Raw genomic sequence first — 16705 nt, forward strand, 5'->3', positions numbered from 1 at the left:
ACTGTGATCCCGGGCGGAACACAGGAAGGGCTGTCATGGGGGCAGGACACGACCACGGACACGCGCATTCGCACGCGCCGACGACTGGGACGGCCACCTCGGCGTACCGCGGTCGGCTGCGCGTCGCGCTGTCGATCACGCTCGGCGTCATGGTGATCGAGGTGGTCGGCGGAGTGCTCGCGGACTCGCTCGCGCTGATCGCGGACTCCGCGCACATGGCGACCGACGCTCTGGGCCTGGGCATGGCGCTGCTCGCCATCCACTTCGCCAACCTCCCCGCGACCGGCAACCGCACCTTCGGGCTCGCCCGCGCCGAGATCCTCGCCGCGCTCGCCAACTGTCTGCTGCTGCTCGGGGTCGGCGGATACGTCCTGTACGAGGCGATCCAGCGGTTCGTCACGCCGGCCGCCACCGAGGGCGGGCTCACCATCGTGTTCGGTGCCATCGGTCTGGTCGCCAACATGGTGTCGCTGACGCTGCTGGTGCGCGGCCAGGAGGAGAGCCTGAACGTGCGCGGGGCGTTCCTGGAGGTCGTCGCGGACGCCCTCGGTTCACTCGCGGTGATCATCTCCGCGCTGGTGATCCTGGGCACCGGCTGGCAGGCCGCCGACCCGATCGCCTCGCTCGTCATCGGTCTGATGATCGTGCCGCGCACCCTGAAGCTGCTGCGCGAGACGCTGGACGTGCTGCTGGAGACGGCTCCCAAGGGCGTCGACATGGCGGACGTGCGGTCCCACATGCTGGCCCTGGACGGGGTGGAGGACGTCCACGACCTGCACGCCTGGACGATCACCTCCGGCATGCCGGTGCTGTCGGCGCACGTGGTCGTGCGCTCCGACGTGCTCAGCGCGATCGGCCACGAGAAGATGCTGCACGAACTCCAGGAGTGCCTCGGCGACCACTTCGACGTGGAGCACTGCACCTTCCAGCTGGAACCGGGCGGGCACGCGGAGCACGAGGCGAAACTCTGCCACTGAGGCGCACGGGGCACCCCCGGCGCGGAATGCATCCGTCCGGCGCGCGCCCGCGTCCTGCACCCCAGAGCGCCCCGCCCCGGGCGGTTCCCCTTCGACCGCGAAGGGCACGATCACCTACCGGGCCCCTTCTTCCGGCGCCCGGCCGGCGACGGTCGCTGCCCGTGCCGTGCGCGGGACATGCGGGCGCGCCGCGAAGTGCCGGGAGTGCCGGTTTCGTACGGCAGACTTGGGCGGCGAGAACCGATGCGAAGGATGGGTATGCCGATCACACCAGCCACCGCGACGCACAGTCCGTCGAACGGCACCGCTGACGCCATTTTGCTCGAACTGGTCGACGAGAACGGCGTCACGATCGGCACCGCGGAGAAGCTCTCCGCCCATCAGCCCCCGGGTCGGCTGCACCGCGCGTTCTCCGTGTTCCTCTTCGACGCGCGCGGCCGGCTGCTGCTCCAGCAGCGGGCGCTGGGCAAGTACCACTCCCCCGGTGTGTGGTCCAACACCTGCTGCGGCCACCCCTACCCCGGCGAGGCGCCCTTCGCGGCGGCGGCCCGGCGTACGTACGAGGAGCTGGGGGTGTCCCCGACGCTGCTCGCCGAGGCGGGCACGGTCCGCTACAACCACCCGGACCCGGCCTCGGGCCTGGTCGAGCAGGAGTACAACCACCTCTTCGTCGGCCTGGTGCAGTCCGGGCTGCGACCCGATGAGGCGGAGGTCGGCGACACGGCGTTCGTGACCCCCGCCGAGCTGGCCGAGCGGCACGCCAAGGACACCTTCTCGTCCTGGTTCATGACGGTCCTCGACGCGGCCCGGCCCGCGGTCCGGGAGCTGACCGGCCCGTCGGCCGGCTGGTGAGTCTCAGGGCACCCGCACGGGTTTGAGCGGCAGCGCGGCCCAGATCACCTTGCCGCCGCTCGACGTGTGCTCGACGTCGCACACCCCGCCCGCCTCCCGGGTGATCTCGCGCACCAGCAGCAGTCCCCGGCCGCCGGTCCGGCCGTGGTCGGCCTCCAGGGCGGTCGGGCGGTAGGGGTGGTTGTCCTCGACGGACACCCGCACCCACTCGGCGCCCACCGCGACCTCCACGGCGAGCATCGGCGACAGCAGGGCCGCGTGCCGGACGGCGTTCGTGACCAGCTCCGAGACGATCAGCAGCAGGCCTTGGACGAGGTCGTCGGAGATGGGCACTCCCTGGCGGTACAGCAGGTCCCGCACGGCATGTCGTGCCTGCGGGACCGAGGCGTCGACGGCCGGCGCGGTGAACCGCCAGACACCTTCGTACGGCAGCGGATCCGGGGCCCTCGGGTCACGGGGCCCGTCCGTGCCGCCGTCTGGGCGTGGGCCGGACCCGCGCCCGTGGTTCTCCATCGTCCGGTCGCCACCCTTGCGCTCGATTGTCACCACACATCGAGTGTTGATAACGACCCGCTCCGCTCCGGATGACTGAACAGAAGTCAGCGAGTATCGAGCACTTATGACCGTTGCCGTATGACGAGGTCGGCCGCGCGACCGCTCCTGTCCGCTCCGCGCCGACTTCGCGACCTAATCGGGGGGTACGGGTTTGGCGTGCGCCCGACCCGGTCCGTCCCGCGCGTCGTCCTCCCCGGCGAGCCGTTCGGACACCAGGCCGACGATCCGCCGCCCGCCGAACCCGGTCGCGATCAGTCCGAGTCCGTCGAAGAGCAGGGCGAGCGAGAAGAAACAGCCGATGACGTACTTGCTGCTGCTCGGCCAGTTCGCCAGCACCAGGATGCCGAGCAGCAGGTCGAAGGCGCCCAGGAGCAGGGTCCAGCCGAACTGTGGGCCGCGCACCACCAGGCTGCCCACGAGCCGGAAGAGTCCGGCGGTGAGGAAGAGCAGGGCCGCGAACATGGTGAGGGCTGCGGCAGCGGCGTCGGGACGGCGGATGACGACCACGCCCGCGGCGATGTTCAGGGCCGCGACGATGACGCCCAGCCAGAAGAAGTTGGTGCCGCGCGCCTGGACCGCGTGCAGCAGTCCGACCGCGCCACCGATCAGCAGCAGCCAGCCGAAGAGCAGCATCGAGGTCAGGGTCGCGACCCCGGTGTAGACGAGTCCGACGAGCCCGGCGAGCACCAGGATCACGCCGAGCGCGGCGAGCCAGCTGAAACCCCGGTGCAGTTTCGCGGCCTCGTCCTGTCGGGCTCCGGCCATCGGCCTCTCCTCGCGCTCGGCCCCCTCCTTGATCGTACGGTCGGGCGCGGCGGCTAGCATCCGGCCATGGAGCCCCAGCTGCTGCACACGGTCACCGACTCCGTCGCCACGGTCGTCATCCACCACCCGGCCAAGCGCAACGCCATGACGGCCGCGATGTGGGCCGCGCTGCCGCCGCTGCTCGACGCGCTCGCGGCCGACCCGGAGGTGCGGGCGCTGGTGCTGACCGGGGAGGGCGGGACGTTCTGCGCGGGGGCCGACATCTCCACGCTCCGGGGATCGCCCCAGGAGGCGCAGTCGCTGGCGGTACGGGCCGAGGAGGCCCTCGCGGCCTTCCCCAAGCCGACGCTCGCCGCGATCCGCGGGCACTGCGTGGGCGGCGGCGCGCAGCTCGCGGCGGCCTGCGATCTGCGGTTCGCCAAGGAGGGCGCGCTGTTCGGGGTGACACCGGCGAAGCTGGGCATCGTCTACGCGGCCTCGTCCACTCGGCGGTTGGTGTCGTTGGTGGGTCCTGCTGCCGCCAAGTACCTGTTGTTCTCTGGCGAGTTGATCGACACGGATCGGGCGCTGCGTACGGGATTGGTGGACGAGGTGCTGCCGGCGGGCGAACTCGACAAGCGGGTCGCGGAGTTCACCAAGGTCCTGGCCGTCCGCTCGCGGCTCACGCAGGCCGCGGCGAAGGAGTTCGCCAACGGGCTTACGGACAGGGACGGTTACTGGGCGGAGCAGGCGCGCGGCAGCGGCGACACCGCGGAGGGGGTCGCCGCGTTCCTGGAACGCCGTCAGCCGCGGTTCACGTGGTCGGTTCCGTTCCGAGGATGAACCGGCTCATCGAGCGGATCAGTTCGACGACGTCCGCGGGCGCCTTCTGCGGGGACCCCGCGTCGTAGGGCGGCCGCGGGTCGTACTCGATGCCCAACTGCACGGCCTGGGCGACGACATCGCCGGAGATCCGGCCGAGCAGGGCCAGGCCCATGTCGATGCCGGAGGAGACCCCGGCCGCGGTGACGTACTTGCCGTCGGTGACGACCCGCTCCCCCGTCGGCTCGGCGCCGAACCTCTTCAGCTCGTCGAGGGCCAGCCAGTGCGAGGTCGCGCGGCGCCCTTGGAGGAGCCCGGCGGCGGCGAGCAGCAGGGAGCCGGTGCACACGGACGTCGTCCAGGTGCTCGTCGCGTCGGCGGTGCGGATCCAGTCGAGCAGCGCCTCGTTCTCCATCTGCGGGGTCTGGCCCGGGCCGCCGGGGACGACCACGATGTCGGGATCCGGCACCTCGGCCAGGGTCTTGTCGGCGATCAGCGCGAGGCTCCCGCTGTCGGTGCGGACGGGGCCGGTCCGCTCGGCGACGAAGACGACCTCGGCGTCCGGGTGCCGGCCCAGGGTCTCGTACGGTCCGACGGCGTCGAGGGCGGTGAAGCGGTCGTAGAGGACGATCGCGATCTGCATCGGATTCCTTTCAGCGGGTGGCGGCCGGCCGGAACCGGCGGCGGTACTCGGCCGGTGCCGTCCCGAGGGTTTTGACGAAGGCGCGCCGCATGGCCTCGGGCGTGCCGTAGCCGCAGGCGCGGGAGATCTCCTCGATCCCGTCGGAGGTGTCCTCCAGGAGGCGGCGGGCGTGTTCGAGGCGGACGCGGTCGACGTAGCGGCCCGGTGTCATGCCGGTCTCGGTCTGGAAGGCGCGGGCGAAGTGGCGGGGCGAGAGACTGGCGCGGGTCGCGAGGGCCTCCACGGAGAGGTCGTCGCCGGGGTGCTCGGTGATCCACTGCTGGACCTCGCGCAGCGGCTCGCGCTGTGCCGTCTGCGCGACGAGCTGGGCGCTGAACTGGGCCTGGTTTCCAGGGCGTCGGAGGAAGACGACCAGGTGACGGGCGATGGCGAGGGCGGCCTCCCTGCTGATGTCCTCCTCGACCAGGGCGAGGGCCAGGTCGATGCCGGCGGTGACGCCTGCCGAGGTGGCGAGGCGTCCGTCGCGGACGTAGATGGGGTCCGGGTCGACCTCGACGGCCGGGTGGTCGCGGGCGAGCTTCTCGCACACCGACCAGTGGCTGGTCACGCGGTGACCGTCCAGCAGACCCGCCTCGGCCAGCAGAAGCGCTCCGGTGCACACCGAGACCAGGCGCTTCGCGCGCGTGCCGTGCTCGCGCAGCCAGTCGACCAGGCGCGGGTCCGGGCTGCGGGTGCCCGAGCCGCCGGGGACGAGGAGGGTGTGCGGGTCCGGCGCCCCGGTGAGCGGCTCGTCCGGTACGAGGGTCAGACCGCTGGAGGTGCGCACGGGACCGCCGTCCAGGGAGGCCGTACGGATGCGGTACGAACCGGGAACGCCCAGCTCCGCACCCGCGAACACCTCCACGGGCCCGGTGACATCGAGGCTCTGGACGCCGTCGAAGAGGACGACGAGAACGGTTCGCTGCGCCATGCGTCGATTCTCGACCGCCCCGCACATGGCCGCAATGACGCACACCCCACCTTTCCTGCCATGCGCATTCACGGCCGGGCGCCGCCCTGATCCCCGGGTGTCGGTGCGACCTGCCACAATTGCCGCGCAACCCCAGCGAGAAGGCGGTACGGGATCGTGACGACAGCCGGATCCATCGAAGTAGGGTCCATCGAAGGCAGGATCGCCGAGGAACTCGGCGTACGGGAGCGGCAGGTCAGGGCGGCTGTGGAGCTGCTCGACGGCGGCTCGACGGTGCCCTTCATCGCGCGCTACCGCAAGGAAGCGACCGAGATGCTCGACGACGCGCAACTGCGCACGCTCGAGGAGCGGCTGCGCTATCTGCGGGAGCTGGAGGAGCGGCGCACGGCGATCCTGGAGTCGGTGCGCGAGCAGGGCAAGCTCACCGACGAGCTGGAGGCGCAGATCCGCGCCGCCGAGACCAAGGCGCGGCTCGAGGACATCTACCTGCCGTACAAGCCCAAGCGGCGCACCAAGGCGCAGATCGCGCGCGAGGCCGGCCTGGAGCCGCTCGCGGAGGGGCTGCTGGGCGACCCGACCGTGGAACCGCTCGCCGCGGCCGCCGCGTTCGTCGACGCCGACAAGGGCGTCGCCGATCCGCAGGCCGCCCTCGACGGCGCCCGGGCGATCCTCACCGAGCGGTTCGCGGAGGACGCCGACCTGATCGGCGAGCTGCGCGAGCGCATGTGGGTGCGCGGACGCCTCGCCGCCAAGGTGCGGGAGGGCAAGGAGGAGGCCGGCGCCAAGTTCGCCGACTACTTCGACTTCGCCGAGCCGTTCACCGCACTGCCCTCGCACCGGACCCTCGCCATGCTGCGCGGCGAGAAGGAGGAGATCCTCGACCTCGTCCTGGAGCCGGAGGAGGCGACGGAGGGGCCTTCGTCGTACGAGGGGATGGTCGCCCACCGGTTCCAGATCACCGACCGCGGTCGTCCGGGTGACAAGTGGCTGACGGACACGGTCCGTTGGGCCTGGCGCACCCGCATCCTGGTGCACCTCGGCATCGACATGCGGATGCGGCTGCGCACGGCCGCCGAGGACGAGGCGGTCAACGTCTTCGCCTCCAACCTCCGCGACCTGCTGCTCGCCGCCCCGGCCGGCACCCGCGCGACGCTCGGCCTGGACCCCGGGTTCCGTACGGGTGTGAAGGTGGCCGTCGTCGACGCGACCGGCAAGGTCGTGGCCACGGACGTGATCTACCCGCACGTCCCGGCCAACAAGTGGGACGAGGCGCTCGCCAAGCTGGCCCGGCTCTCCGCGCAGCACTCGGTCGACCTGATCGCGATCGGCAACGGCACGGCGTCCCGCGAGACCGACAAGCTCGCCGGTGAACTCATCGCCAAGCACCCGGAGTTGAACGTCACCAAGGTGATGGTGTCCGAGGCCGGCGCCTCCGTGTACTCGGCCTCCGCGTTCGCCTCGCAGGAGCTGCCCGACATGGACGTGTCGCTGCGCGGCGCCGTCTCCATCGCGCGTCGCCTCCAGGACCCGCTCGCCGAGCTGGTGAAGATCGACCCCAAGTCGATCGGCGTCGGCCAGTACCAGCACGACCTGTCCGAGGTGAAACTGTCGCGCTCGCTGGACGCGGTGGTGGAGGACTGCGTGAACGGCGTCGGCGTGGACGTCAACACGGCGTCGGCCCCGCTGCTGTCCCGGGTCTCCGGCATCACCTCCGGACTCGCCGAGAACATCGTGGCCCACCGCGACTCCAACGGCCCGTTCACCTCACGCGGCCAGCTGAAGAACGTGGCGCGGCTCGGCCCCAAGGCGTACGAGCAGTGCGCGGGCTTCCTGCGGATCCGCGGCGGCGACGACCCGCTGGACGCGTCCAGCGTCCACCCCGAGGCGTACCCGGTGGTCCGTCGCATGGTGAAGACGTCCGGGCAGGAAGTGGCCTCGCTCATCGGCAACACGGGGGTGCTGCGCTCGCTGAAGCCGACCGAGTTCGTGGACGAGACGTTCGGTCTGCCGACCGTGACGGACATCCTCAAGGAGCTGGAGAAGCCCGGGCGCGACCCGCGTCCCGCGTTCAAGACGGCCACCTTCAAGGACGGCGTCGAGAAGATCTCCGACCTCACGTCCGGGATGGTTCTGGAGGGGGTCGTCACGAATGTCGCCGCGTTCGGGGCGTTCATCGATGTCGGCGTTCACCAGGACGGGCTGGCGCATGTCTCCGCCCTGTCCAAGACGTTCGTCAAGGACCCGCGTGACGTGGTGAAGCCGGGTGACATCGTCAAGGTGAAGGTTCTCGACGTCGACATTCCGCGCAAGCGGATCTCGTTGACGCTTCGGCTCGACGACGAGGCCGCTCCCCAGGGGCAGCAGGATGGCGGGGGCGGCGAGCGTCGGCAGCGGGGTGGGCGTCCGCCCCAGCCGCGCCAGCAACGTCAGCAGCAGGGGCAGGGCGGTCAAGGCGGCCGTGGGGGTCAGGGGGGTGGCTCTCGGCAGGCTGCGGCGCCTGCCAACAGTGCGATGGCCGATGCTCTTCGCAAGGCGGGGCTGCTCAATCCGAAGAACGGCAAGCGCTGAGGTTGTGGGGAACTGCGGGGCCGTTGTGGCTGGTCGCGCAGTTCCCCGCGCTCCTGAAGGGGCGCTCCCTGGACGTCGGACAGTCTGTTAGCGCTCCTCCACCTTGCCCGACGCCACTTCCAAGCGGCGCGTCACGTGGACCGCGTCCAACATGCGGCGGTCGTGGGTGACCAGGAGGAGGGTGCCCTCGTAGGCGTCCAGGGCGGATTCCAGCTGCTCGATGGCCGGTAGGTCCAGGTGGTTGGTGGGCTCGTCCAGGACGAGGAGGTTGACGCCTCGGCCCTGGAGGAGGGCCAGGGCCGACCTCGTGCGTTCGCCCGGGGAAAGGGTTGCCGCCGAGCGCATGACGTGGTGGGCCTTGAGGCCGAACTTGGCCAGGAGGGTGCGTACTTCGGCCGGTTCCGTGTCGGGGACGGCCGCGCAGAACGCGTCCAGCAGGGACTCCTCGCCGTGGAACAGCTGGCGGGCCTGGTCGACCTCGCCCACCAGGACGCCGGAGCCGAGGGAGGCCGTGCCGGAGTCCAGCGGGATGCGGCCCAGGAGGGCGCCGAGCAGGGTCGACTTGCCGGCACCGTTCGCTCCGGTCACCGCCACCCGGTCCGCCCAGTCGATCTGCAGGGTGACCGGGCCGAACGCGAAGTCGCCGCGGCGGATCTCGGCGTCCCGCAGGGTGGCCACGACGGCGCCCGAGCGCGGGGCCGACGCGATCTCCATGCGCAGATCCCACTCCTTGCGGGGCTCATCCACGACATCGAGGCGCTCGATCATGCGCTGGGTCTGGCGGGCCTTCGCGGCCTGCTTCTCGCTGGCCTCGCTGCGGAACTTGCGGCCGATCTTGTCGTTGTCGTTGTTCGCCTTGCGGCGGGCGTTCTTGACGCCCTTGTCCATCCAGCCGCGCTGCATCTGCGCGCGGTCCTGAAGGGCCGAGCGCTTGTCGGCGTACTCCTCGAAGTCGTCGCGCGCGTGCCGGCGCGCCACGTCCCGCTCCTCCAGGTAGGCCTCGTAGCCACCGCCGTAGAGGGTGATCTGCTGCTGGGCCAGGTCGAGTTCGAGGACCTTGGTGACCGTGCGGGTGAGGAACTCGCGGTCGTGGCTGACGACGACGGTGCCGGCGCGCAGGCCGGAGACGAAGCGTTCGAGGCGCTCCAGGCCGTCCAGGTCGAGGTCGTTGGTGGGCTCGTCGAGGAGGAAGACGTCGTAGCGGGACAGGAGGAGGGAGGCGAGTCCGGCGCGGGCCGCCTGGCCGCCGGAGAGGGCGGTCATGGGCTGGTCGAGGTCCACGGACAGGCCCAGGGAGTCGGTGACCTCCGCGGCCCGCTCGTCGAGGTCGGCGCCGCCGAGGTCGAGCCAGCGCTCCAGGCTCGTCGAGTAGGCGTCGTCTGCGCCGGGCGCGCCGTCGACCAGCGCCTGGGTGGCCTCGTCCATCACCCGCTGGGCCTCGGCGACGCCGGTGCGGCGGGCCAGGAACTCCCGTACCGTCTCGCCGGGCCGGCGCTCCGGCTCCTGCGGGAGGTGCCCGACGGTGGCGGTCGGCGGGGAGAGCCTGAGCTCCCCCTCCTCGGGTGCGAGCAGGCCCGCGAGCATCTTGAGCAGGGTGGACTTGCCCGCGCCGTTGGCACCGACGAGCCCGATCACGTCGCCGGGCGCGACGACGAGGTCGAGTCCGGCGAAGAGGGAGCGGTCGCCGTGTCCGGCGGCGAGGTTCTTGGCGACGAGGGTGGCAGTCATCAGGTCGTCGATCCTAGCGGCCGTATCCGGTCGTCCTCAGCGTGCCATCGCCTCCACCAGCACACTCCCGGCCGTCCGCGCCACCACGAAGGACTCCCCCTTCACCGCCTTGGCGTCCAGGGCGATGCGGTGGCGGCCCGGTTCGAGGACGCCGTCGAAGACCTCGTGGGCGTGGGCGCGGTAGAGGCGGTCGAGGCGGTACGCCGTGAGGCTGACCCGGCAGGACGAGGTGACCTCGACGCCCGCCTCGCCGTCGGCGGCCACCAGGCGGGTGAGACGGCGCAGTTCCACCGGGCTGCGGTCCAGGGCGTGTTCGATCTGGGCGACGAGCAGCGGGACTATCGGGGCCAGGCCGTCGACGTAGGCGACGTCGACGCCGGCCTGCTCGAAGGCGTGGCGTACGGAGGCACGTTCCTCCTCGGTGACCGCACGGCCGAAGGCGACGGCGCCGTAGCCGCGCAGTTCGTCGGCGTGGACGCCGTTGGTGTCGTGGGCGATGTCGGCGCCGATGCCGATGATGCGCAGGGCGGCGGCGAGTTTGGCGAGCAGGGCGACGCGGGCGCCGATCAGCAGGACGCGGCGGCGGGTGTTTCCCGAGCCGCTGTCGAGGAGTGCGCCCAGTACCTCGCGGTACTCGGTGCCGTCGAAGCGGAACGGCCCGATGCCGTGGTAGCCGTTGAGCTCCAGGTCGGCGTGTTCGTCGGTCTGCCAGGCGAAGTCCCGCCAGATGTAGTCGGCGCCGTCCTTCTCGATGGCCGCGGTGACCGCGCCGCAGGCCAGGTCGGCGCACTCGGGGCAGCCGTAGATGACGTAACGCCCGTCCGGGAGCGGGGCGTCCGCGTCCAGGAGCAGGCTGCGGACCTGTTCGGTGAAGATCGCGGGTGGGATGTCGGAGGCCAGTGGTGAGACGGCATCGAGGTCGGAGAGCTGGAACAGCAGCGGACGTCCGTCGACGATGAAGTCCAGGAAGTCCCGGTGAACCTGGTAGTCACCATTGACGAGGACTCCACCGGCACGCATCGCCGGTGCCAGGCCGAAGGTCGCGTACTCGGCAGACATGCTGTGAGTATTCCCGCACCGACCGCGGTCTGCGCACGGCATGGGACATTCCGCTACCGTCCCGGGATGGAGAGCGGATCGAACAACGATGTCATCGTGGTCGGCGGCGGTGTCGCGGGGCTGACCACGGCGGTCGTCCTCGCCGAACGCGGGATACGGGTGCGGGTCTGGTCCAGGGATCCCGCCGAGCGCACGACCTCGGCCGTTGCCGGGGCGCTCTGGTGGCCCTACCGGATCGAACCGGAGGCGCGCGCCGGGGCGTGGGCGCTGCGATCCCTCGGCGTGTACGAGGAGTTGGCGGAGCGGCCCGCGGAGACGGGCGTACGCATGGCCGAGGGCGTACTCGGGGAGACGCGGCTGGACGAGCTCGGGCCGTGGGCGGCCCAGGTACCGGGGCTGCGGGCGGCGACGGGCGAGGAGTACTCGGGGACGGGGCTGTGGGCGCGGTTGCCGCTCATCGACATGTCGACCCATCTGCCGTGGCTGCTGGGGCGGTTGGTGAAGGCGGGCGGGGTGGTCGAGGAGCGTACGGTGTCCGGGCTCGCGGAGGCGGACGCGCCGGTGGTGGTCAACTGCTCGGGCCTTGGCGCCCGTGAGTTGGTGCCGGACTCCTCGGTGTATCCCGTGCGGGGGCAGTTGGTCGTGGTGGAGAACCCCGGGATCCGCACCTGGCTGGTCACCACCGGCGCCGACGGCGAGATGGCGTACTTCTTCCCGCAGCCCGGCCGGCTGCTGCTCGGCGGCACGGCGGACGAGCACGCCTGGTCCACCGAGCCGGATCCGGCGGTGGCCGAGGCGATCGTACGGCGGTGTGCGGCGCTGCGGCCGGAGATCGCCGGGGCGCGGGTGCTGGAGCACCGGGTGGGGCTGCGGCCGGCCCGGAACTCGGTCCGCCTTGAGCGTGAAGTCCTCGCGGACGGGCGGGTGTTGGTGCACAACTACGGTCACGGCGGGGCGGGTGTGACGGTGGCCTGGGGGTGTGCGGAGGAGGCGGCCGGGCTCGCCTCCTCCACGCGAGCGGCGGGGTGAACCGGGCCGCGTTCCGCCCGAGGGGCGGGTGAGCCGGACGGGGTCACGCCCGAACGGCGGGTGAACCGGGCCCCGTTCGGCCCCGCTCAGCCGTGGTCGTGGCCCAGGGGGTCGCCCTCCGTGTCGGTGCCGGGGCCCGGGCCGACCTTGATCTCGAAGTCGCCGTCGTACTTCTTGTGGCCCTCGATCACGGCGAGTTCGACGGCTTCGGAGCCCATCTCGCCGCGCACGATGACCGGGTCGCGGCGCAGGTCGCGCAGGAGGGCGACGCACATGCCGATCATCACCAGGACGAAGGGCGCGGCGGCCAGGATGGTGAGGTTCTGCAGGCCGGTGAGGGCGTCGCCCTCGCCGCTGCCGATGAGCAGCATGATGGCGGCGACGCCCCCGGTGACCACGCCCCAGAACACGACGACGAACCGGCCGGGTTCGAGGGCGCCCTTCTGGGAGAGCGTGCCCATCACGATGGAGGCGGCGTCGGCTCCCGAGACGAAGAAGATGCCGACCAGGATCATCACCAGCAGGCTGGTGGCGGTCGCGATGGGGAACTCCTGGAGGACGCCGAAGAGTTGGGCCTCAGGCGTCGACTTTCCGCCCAGCGCGCCGCCCTCCTTCAGCTTCATCGCCGTACCGCCGAAGACCGCGAACCAGACGAGGCTGACCGTGCTGGGCACGAGGATGACACCGCCGACGAACTGCCGGATGGTGCGGCCGCGGCTGATCCTGGCGATGAACATGCCGACGAAGGGCGTCCAGGAGATCCACCAGGCCCAGTAGAAGACGGTCCAGCTGCCCAGCCAGTCCGCGACGCCCTTGCCGCCACTGGCCTCCGTGCGGCCCGCGAGCTGGGGCAGGTCGCCGAGGTAGGCGAAGATCGACGTGGGCAGCAGGTCGAGCACGATGATCGTGGGGCCCGCGATGAAGACGAAGACCGCCAGGATCAGGGCGAGCACCATGTTGATGTTGGACAGCCACTGGATGCCCTTCTCCACACCGGAGACCGCCGAGGCGACGAACGCCAGGGTCAGGACGGCGATGATGGCGACGAGCAGGCCGGTGCTCACGTCGTCCATCCAGTCCAACACCTGGAATCCGGAGCCGATCTGGAGGGCGCCGAGGCCCAGGGAGGCCGCGGAGCCGAAGACGGTGGCGATGATCGCGAGGATGTCGATGACCCGGCCGACGGCGCCGTTGGCGTGCCGCTCACCGATGAGCGGGGTGAAGACCGCGCTGATGGTCTGGCGGCGGCGTTTGCGGAAGGTGCTGTAGGAGATGCCGAGGCCGACCACCGCGTAGATCGCCCAGGGGTGCAGTGTCCAGTGGAAGAGGGTGGTGGCCATCGCCGTCTGCATGCGCTCGCCGGAGTCGGCGGGGGTGGTGCCGGGCGGCGGCGTCGTGTAGTGCGCGAGCGGCTCGCTGACGCCGTAGAACATCAGGCCGATGCCCATGCCGGCGCTGAACATCATCGCGACCCAGGACACCGTGCGGAACTCGGGTTCCTCGCCCTCGGCGCCGAGGTGGATGCGGCCGTAGCGGCTGATCGCCAGCCACAGCGCGAAGGCCACGAAGCACGAGGCGGACAGCATGAAGGCCCAACCGCCGTTGTGGATCAGCCCGTTGAGCATCGTCGTGGAGACGCTCTCCAGGGAGTCCGTGGCCGCCCAGCCCCAGATCACGAAGGCCACGGTGATGGCGGCGGTGACTCCGAACACCACCTGGTCGGTGTGGTTGCCGGGAGCGTCCGACGGACCCTCCCGGCCTCCTCCCTGCTGCGGGTCGTCGGTCATCGGCGGCACCTTCCCCTGGGCGTTTTCGGCATATCCGTTGCGCTTTGCCCCAAGGGCCTATCACAGGTGCCGCGGTCCGGGCGGCTCCGGCGCTCGGTCCCGGTCCGAGTCGCGGTTTCAGCTATGCCTGAAACGTCTGGCGGTGCCATGTCAGGCGACCCCACCCTGACCCCAGGACGAGGCCGAACCACTCAGACCCCGGGGGAATCAGATGAGGCAGAAGAAGTCGCTCAAGGCGATGCTGGCCGCCGTGCTGTGCGCGGGCGCCCTGGTCGCCACGACGGGCACCGCGGACGCCGTGCAGGAGACGGCCGACGGAGGCACCTCCGTCCTGGTCCTGAACACGTTCCAGAGCCTGGGCACGCTGCGCTGCATGGATGACAGCAGGGAATACGGGTTCCGCACGTACCCCTGCAACGGCGGCATCTACCAGAACTGGGACGTCCACGTCTTCAACGACGGCACGCGCCGCTTCCAGAACCAGGCCACGGGACGCTGTCTCTACGACGGCCCGGCCGGGTTCAGCACGCAGTTCTGCGGCAGCTCCGAGTCCGTGAGCTGGTACATCGTCCGCCATCACGAGGTGCGCCTGACCTTCCGCAACCAGTACACCGGCGACTGCATCGACGACAGCGACGACAGCGGTTTCCGCACCACCGGCTGCAACGGCGGCATCTACCAGGACTGGGTCTGACGCCCCACCACACGGAGAAGAGGCGCACATGGCCGACGAGATGGTGGAACTCGCGCAGCAGTTCATCAACTCCTACAACGTGTCCGGCATCCCGAAGGTGGAGGTGAACGGGAAGACCAGCTGGACGGTGATGTACGCCCTGACCCGGGCGCTCCAGTACGAGCTGGGCATCACCTCGCTCTCGGACACCTTCGGTCCGACGACACTGAGCACGCTCCAGTCCCGGTTCGGGGCGCAGATCGACGAGCAGACCCGGCGCGACAACGTCTACCGGATCATCCAGTCGGGCCTGTACTGCAAGGGCTACGACGGCGGCGGCATAGATGGCACCTATAACGGCAGGACCGCGGCCTCGGTCGCCGAGCTCAAGTCCGACATGGGCGTCGGCGGGGCCTATCCGGGCACCGGGCTCCAGCCGAAGGTGTTCAAGGCGCTGCTCACGATGGACCCGTACGTCCGGGTGGGCAACGGCACCGAGCAGGTCCGCACGATCCAGCAGTGGCTCAACGGGCGGTACGTCCAGCGCCGGGAGTTCTTCATCTGCCCGGCCGACGGGAATTTCTCCCGGGACGTGCAGAAGGCGCTGGTCTTCGCCATCCAGTACGAGATCGGCATGAGCGACGACGTCGCCAACGGGCGTTTCGGGCCCGGTACTCAGGACGGCGTCAGGACGCAGGCGCTGCTCGGCCTCGCTTCGGCCGACGGCGCCAAGCAGTTCGTGCACCTGTTCCAGGCGGCGATGCGGTTCAACGGCTGGGACGTCGCGTTCGACGGCTTCTACTCGGGGTCGCTGCTCAGCACCGTCGTGGACTTCCAGCGGTTCGCCCAACTGCTGCCCACCACCGGCACCGCGGACTTCCGCACCTGGGCGTCGCTCCTGGTCAGCACCGGCGACCCGAGCCGGGCCGGCACCGCGGCCGACTGCATCACCGAGATCACCCCGGCCCGCGCCCAGGCGCTGCGCTCCGCCGGATACACCACGGTGGGGCGGTACTTGACCAACGCGAACGTCACGAACCCGAAGAACAAGAAGATCCAGCCCGGTGAACTCGCCAACATCGTCGCGGGCGGACTCTCCGTCTTCCCCATCTACCAGACCAACGGCGGCGACCCGGAGTACTTCAACGCGCAGCAGGGCGCCACGGACGCCCTGGCGGCCCTGGAGGCGGCTCGGGGACACGGCTTCAAGGCCGGCACCATCCTCTACTTCTCCGTCGACTACGACGCCGTCGACGAGGAGATCACCAGCCGGGTCATCCCGCACTTCCGCGGCCTGGTCAACCGTATGAACGCCTACGGCAGCGAGTACCGCGTCGGCGTCTACGCGCCCCGCAACATCTGCAGCCGGCTCGCCAAGGCCGGTCTGACCGAGGCCAGTTTCGTGTCCGACATGTCGACCGGGTACAGCGGCAACCTGGGCTTCCCGCTGCCGAAGGACTGGGCCTTCGACCAGATCGCGACGATCACGGTGGGCTCGGGCACCGGGTTCATCGAGATCGACAAGGACGTGGCGTCCGGCCGCGACGTCGGGCAGAGCCAGTTCGCGCCCCGGGGGCCGGACACCGCGCTGGACGTGCCCTTCGACATGAGCATGCGCAGCGGCCTGACCTCGGGTCTCGTCAACTACATCGTGGCCAACGGCCACGACGACTGGTACCGAGCCCGCAGTGCCGCGGAGTGCATCGCCAAGGTCCTCGACATGGACGCGCTGATCACAGGTCTCGCCCGCTCCTTCCGGATGCGCAAGTCGCTCATCCAGGCCGTGACCTTCTGGGAGTACCAGGCCGACTTCACCGACGAGGCCGTGGACGTGCTGGTCGAGGCCTATTACAACTGGAAGGATGCGCAGGCCGCCTGGGAGCAGAGCCCCATCGGGTCACCGCCCACCCCGCCGACCGTGATCAGGGACGACTCCAGCACGGGCGTCGCCCAGATCTACGGCAGGACCGCGATCAAGGCCCGCAACCACTGCATCGACGCGGACGTGATCTCGGCCCCGATCCAGGACCCGGAGGACTGGCGGGCCCGCCGGGCGGTCTGGGACCAGCTGCGCAACGACGACGACTACAACGTGAGCACCGTCGCCCTGGTCCACATCCACTCCGCCTTCCTCAAGGGCGTCACCGCCGACCGGCTGAGCTACTCCGACGCCGACAACGTCGCGGTGCTCGCCCGCTACAACGGCACCAACGAGGACGCCCAGGAGTACGGCCGCCGAGCGCGCGACCTCTACAACATCTTCGAGGCCTACAACGCAGTCGTGCGCGGCTGAAAGGG

The 16705-nt window shown here is 70.6% G+C and carries 14 protein-coding genes; 7 read left to right on the forward strand and 7 right to left on the reverse strand.

The genetic code is table 11. The annotated features are described in order from the left end of the window. The first annotated feature begins 35 nt into the window (after nt 1-35). Nucleotides 36-977, forward strand: coding sequence for a cation diffusion facilitator family transporter (locus M2283_RS01050; RefSeq protein ID WP_280873980.1), 942 nt, complete (start codon nt 36-38; stop codon nt 975-977). A gap of 258 nt (nt 978-1235) precedes the next feature. Next, a complete protein-coding gene (gene idi / locus M2283_RS01055) occupies nt 1236-1829 on the forward strand; it encodes an isopentenyl-diphosphate Delta-isomerase (protein WP_280873981.1) in 594 nt (197 codons plus the stop codon). Nucleotides 1830-1832: 3 nt separating this feature from the next. Here idi and M2283_RS01060 read toward each other — a convergent pair whose 3' ends face one another. Continuing rightward, nucleotides 1833-2342 (reverse strand): ATP-binding protein, encoded by a 510-nt coding sequence (locus M2283_RS01060; RefSeq protein WP_280874677.1) that lies wholly within the window; start codon nt 2340-2342, stop codon nt 1833-1835. Nucleotides 2343-2516: 174 nt separating this feature from the next. Next, on the reverse strand, nt 2517-3149 hold the full coding sequence (locus M2283_RS01065; RefSeq protein ID WP_280873982.1) for an HdeD family acid-resistance protein: 633 nt from the start codon (nt 3147-3149) through the stop codon (nt 2517-2519). Nucleotides 3150-3215: 66 nt separating this feature from the next. Between M2283_RS01065 and M2283_RS01070 the strand changes: the two genes are divergently transcribed. After that, complete coding sequence (locus M2283_RS01070; RefSeq protein ID WP_280873983.1) at nt 3216-3971, forward strand: enoyl-CoA hydratase/isomerase family protein; 756 nt, start codon at nt 3216-3218, stop codon at nt 3969-3971. Here the strand turns inward: M2283_RS01070 and M2283_RS01075 are convergent. Next, the gene (locus M2283_RS01075; protein ID WP_280873984.1) at nt 3943-4593 is read right to left on the reverse strand and encodes a DJ-1/PfpI family protein; all 651 of its coding nucleotides are present in this window, start codon (nt 4591-4593) and stop codon (nt 3943-3945) included. The two genes, M2283_RS01070 and M2283_RS01075, sit on opposite strands and share 29 nt — an antisense overlap. 10 nt (nt 4594-4603) lie before the next feature. Then, nucleotides 4604-5563, reverse strand: a complete 960-nt coding sequence (locus tag M2283_RS01080; protein WP_280873985.1) for a GlxA family transcriptional regulator — start codon at nt 5561-5563, stop codon at nt 4604-4606. Nucleotides 5564-5719: 156 nt separating this feature from the next. On the opposite strand from M2283_RS01080, the gene M2283_RS01085 reads away from it, so the two are divergent. Further along, a complete protein-coding gene (locus tag M2283_RS01085; RefSeq protein ID WP_280873986.1) occupies nt 5720-8131 on the forward strand; it encodes a Tex family protein in 2412 nt (803 codons plus the stop codon). Nucleotides 8132-8218: 87 nt separating this feature from the next. Here the strand turns inward: M2283_RS01085 and M2283_RS01090 are convergent, their stop codons facing one another. Continuing rightward, entirely contained in the window at nt 8219-9859 is a 1641-nt protein-coding gene (locus M2283_RS01090) for an ABC-F family ATP-binding cassette domain-containing protein (protein WP_280873987.1), read from the reverse strand. Between the two features lie 36 nt (nt 9860-9895). After that, nucleotides 9896-10918, reverse strand: coding sequence for an oxidoreductase (locus M2283_RS01095; protein WP_280873988.1), 1023 nt, complete (start codon nt 10916-10918; stop codon nt 9896-9898). 66 nt (nt 10919-10984) lie between these two features. On the opposite strand from M2283_RS01095, the gene M2283_RS01100 reads away from it, so the two are divergent. Next, nucleotides 10985-11947 carry an FAD-dependent oxidoreductase gene (locus M2283_RS01100; RefSeq protein WP_280873989.1) on the forward strand — a complete coding sequence of 321 codons (963 nt, stop codon included), beginning with the start codon at nt 10985-10987 and terminating at the stop codon, nt 11945-11947. Between the two features lie 86 nt (nt 11948-12033). Here M2283_RS01100 and M2283_RS01105 read toward each other — a convergent pair whose 3' ends face one another. Next, nucleotides 12034-13734: a BCCT family transporter gene (locus M2283_RS01105; RefSeq protein WP_280873990.1), complete on the reverse strand. Its 1701-nt coding sequence runs from the start codon at nt 13732-13734 to the stop codon at nt 12034-12036. Nucleotides 13735-13945: 211 nt separating this feature from the next. On the opposite strand from M2283_RS01105, the gene M2283_RS01110 reads away from it, so the two are divergent. Then, nucleotides 13946-14428 (forward strand): RICIN domain-containing protein, encoded by a 483-nt coding sequence (locus M2283_RS01110; RefSeq protein ID WP_280873991.1) that lies wholly within the window; start codon nt 13946-13948, stop codon nt 14426-14428. Between the two features lie 28 nt (nt 14429-14456). Beyond that, nucleotides 14457-16700: a glycoside hydrolase domain-containing protein gene (locus tag M2283_RS01115; protein WP_280873992.1), complete on the forward strand. Its 2244-nt coding sequence runs from the start codon at nt 14457-14459 to the stop codon at nt 16698-16700. Nucleotides 16701-16705 lie beyond the last annotated feature (5 nt).

It is taken from the genome of Streptomyces pseudovenezuelae (assembly GCF_029892565.1).
Taxonomy (GTDB): domain Bacteria; phylum Actinomycetota; class Actinomycetes; order Streptomycetales; family Streptomycetaceae; genus Streptomyces; species Streptomyces pseudovenezuelae_A.

Excerpts from the sequence above, each read along its gene's own strand:
- M2283_RS01050 (WP_280873980.1), top strand. The coding sequence starts at position 36 with ATGGGGGCAGGACACGACCACGGACACGCGCATTCGCACGCGCCGACG.
- idi (WP_280873981.1), top strand. The coding sequence starts at position 1,236 with ATGCCGATCACACCAGCCACCGCGACGCACAGTCCGTCGAACGGCACC.
- M2283_RS01060 (WP_280874677.1), bottom strand. The coding sequence starts at position 2,342 with ATGGAGAACCACGGGCGCGGGTCCGGCCCACGCCCAGACGGCGGCACG.
- M2283_RS01065 (WP_280873982.1), bottom strand. The coding sequence starts at position 3,149 with ATGGCCGGAGCCCGACAGGACGAGGCCGCGAAACTGCACCGGGGTTTC.
- M2283_RS01070 (WP_280873983.1), top strand. The coding sequence starts at position 3,216 with ATGGAGCCCCAGCTGCTGCACACGGTCACCGACTCCGTCGCCACGGTC.
- M2283_RS01075 (WP_280873984.1), bottom strand. The coding sequence starts at position 4,593 with ATGCAGATCGCGATCGTCCTCTACGACCGCTTCACCGCCCTCGACGCC.
- M2283_RS01080 (WP_280873985.1), bottom strand. The coding sequence starts at position 5,563 with ATGGCGCAGCGAACCGTTCTCGTCGTCCTCTTCGACGGCGTCCAGAGC.
- M2283_RS01090 (WP_280873987.1), bottom strand. The coding sequence starts at position 9,859 with ATGACTGCCACCCTCGTCGCCAAGAACCTCGCCGCCGGACACGGCGAC.
- M2283_RS01095 (WP_280873988.1), bottom strand. The coding sequence starts at position 10,918 with ATGTCTGCCGAGTACGCGACCTTCGGCCTGGCACCGGCGATGCGTGCC.
- M2283_RS01100 (WP_280873989.1), top strand. The coding sequence starts at position 10,985 with ATGGAGAGCGGATCGAACAACGATGTCATCGTGGTCGGCGGCGGTGTC.
- M2283_RS01105 (WP_280873990.1), bottom strand. The coding sequence starts at position 13,734 with ATGACCGACGACCCGCAGCAGGGAGGAGGCCGGGAGGGTCCGTCGGAC.
- M2283_RS01110 (WP_280873991.1), top strand. The coding sequence starts at position 13,946 with ATGAGGCAGAAGAAGTCGCTCAAGGCGATGCTGGCCGCCGTGCTGTGC.
- M2283_RS01115 (WP_280873992.1), top strand. The coding sequence starts at position 14,457 with ATGGCCGACGAGATGGTGGAACTCGCGCAGCAGTTCATCAACTCCTAC.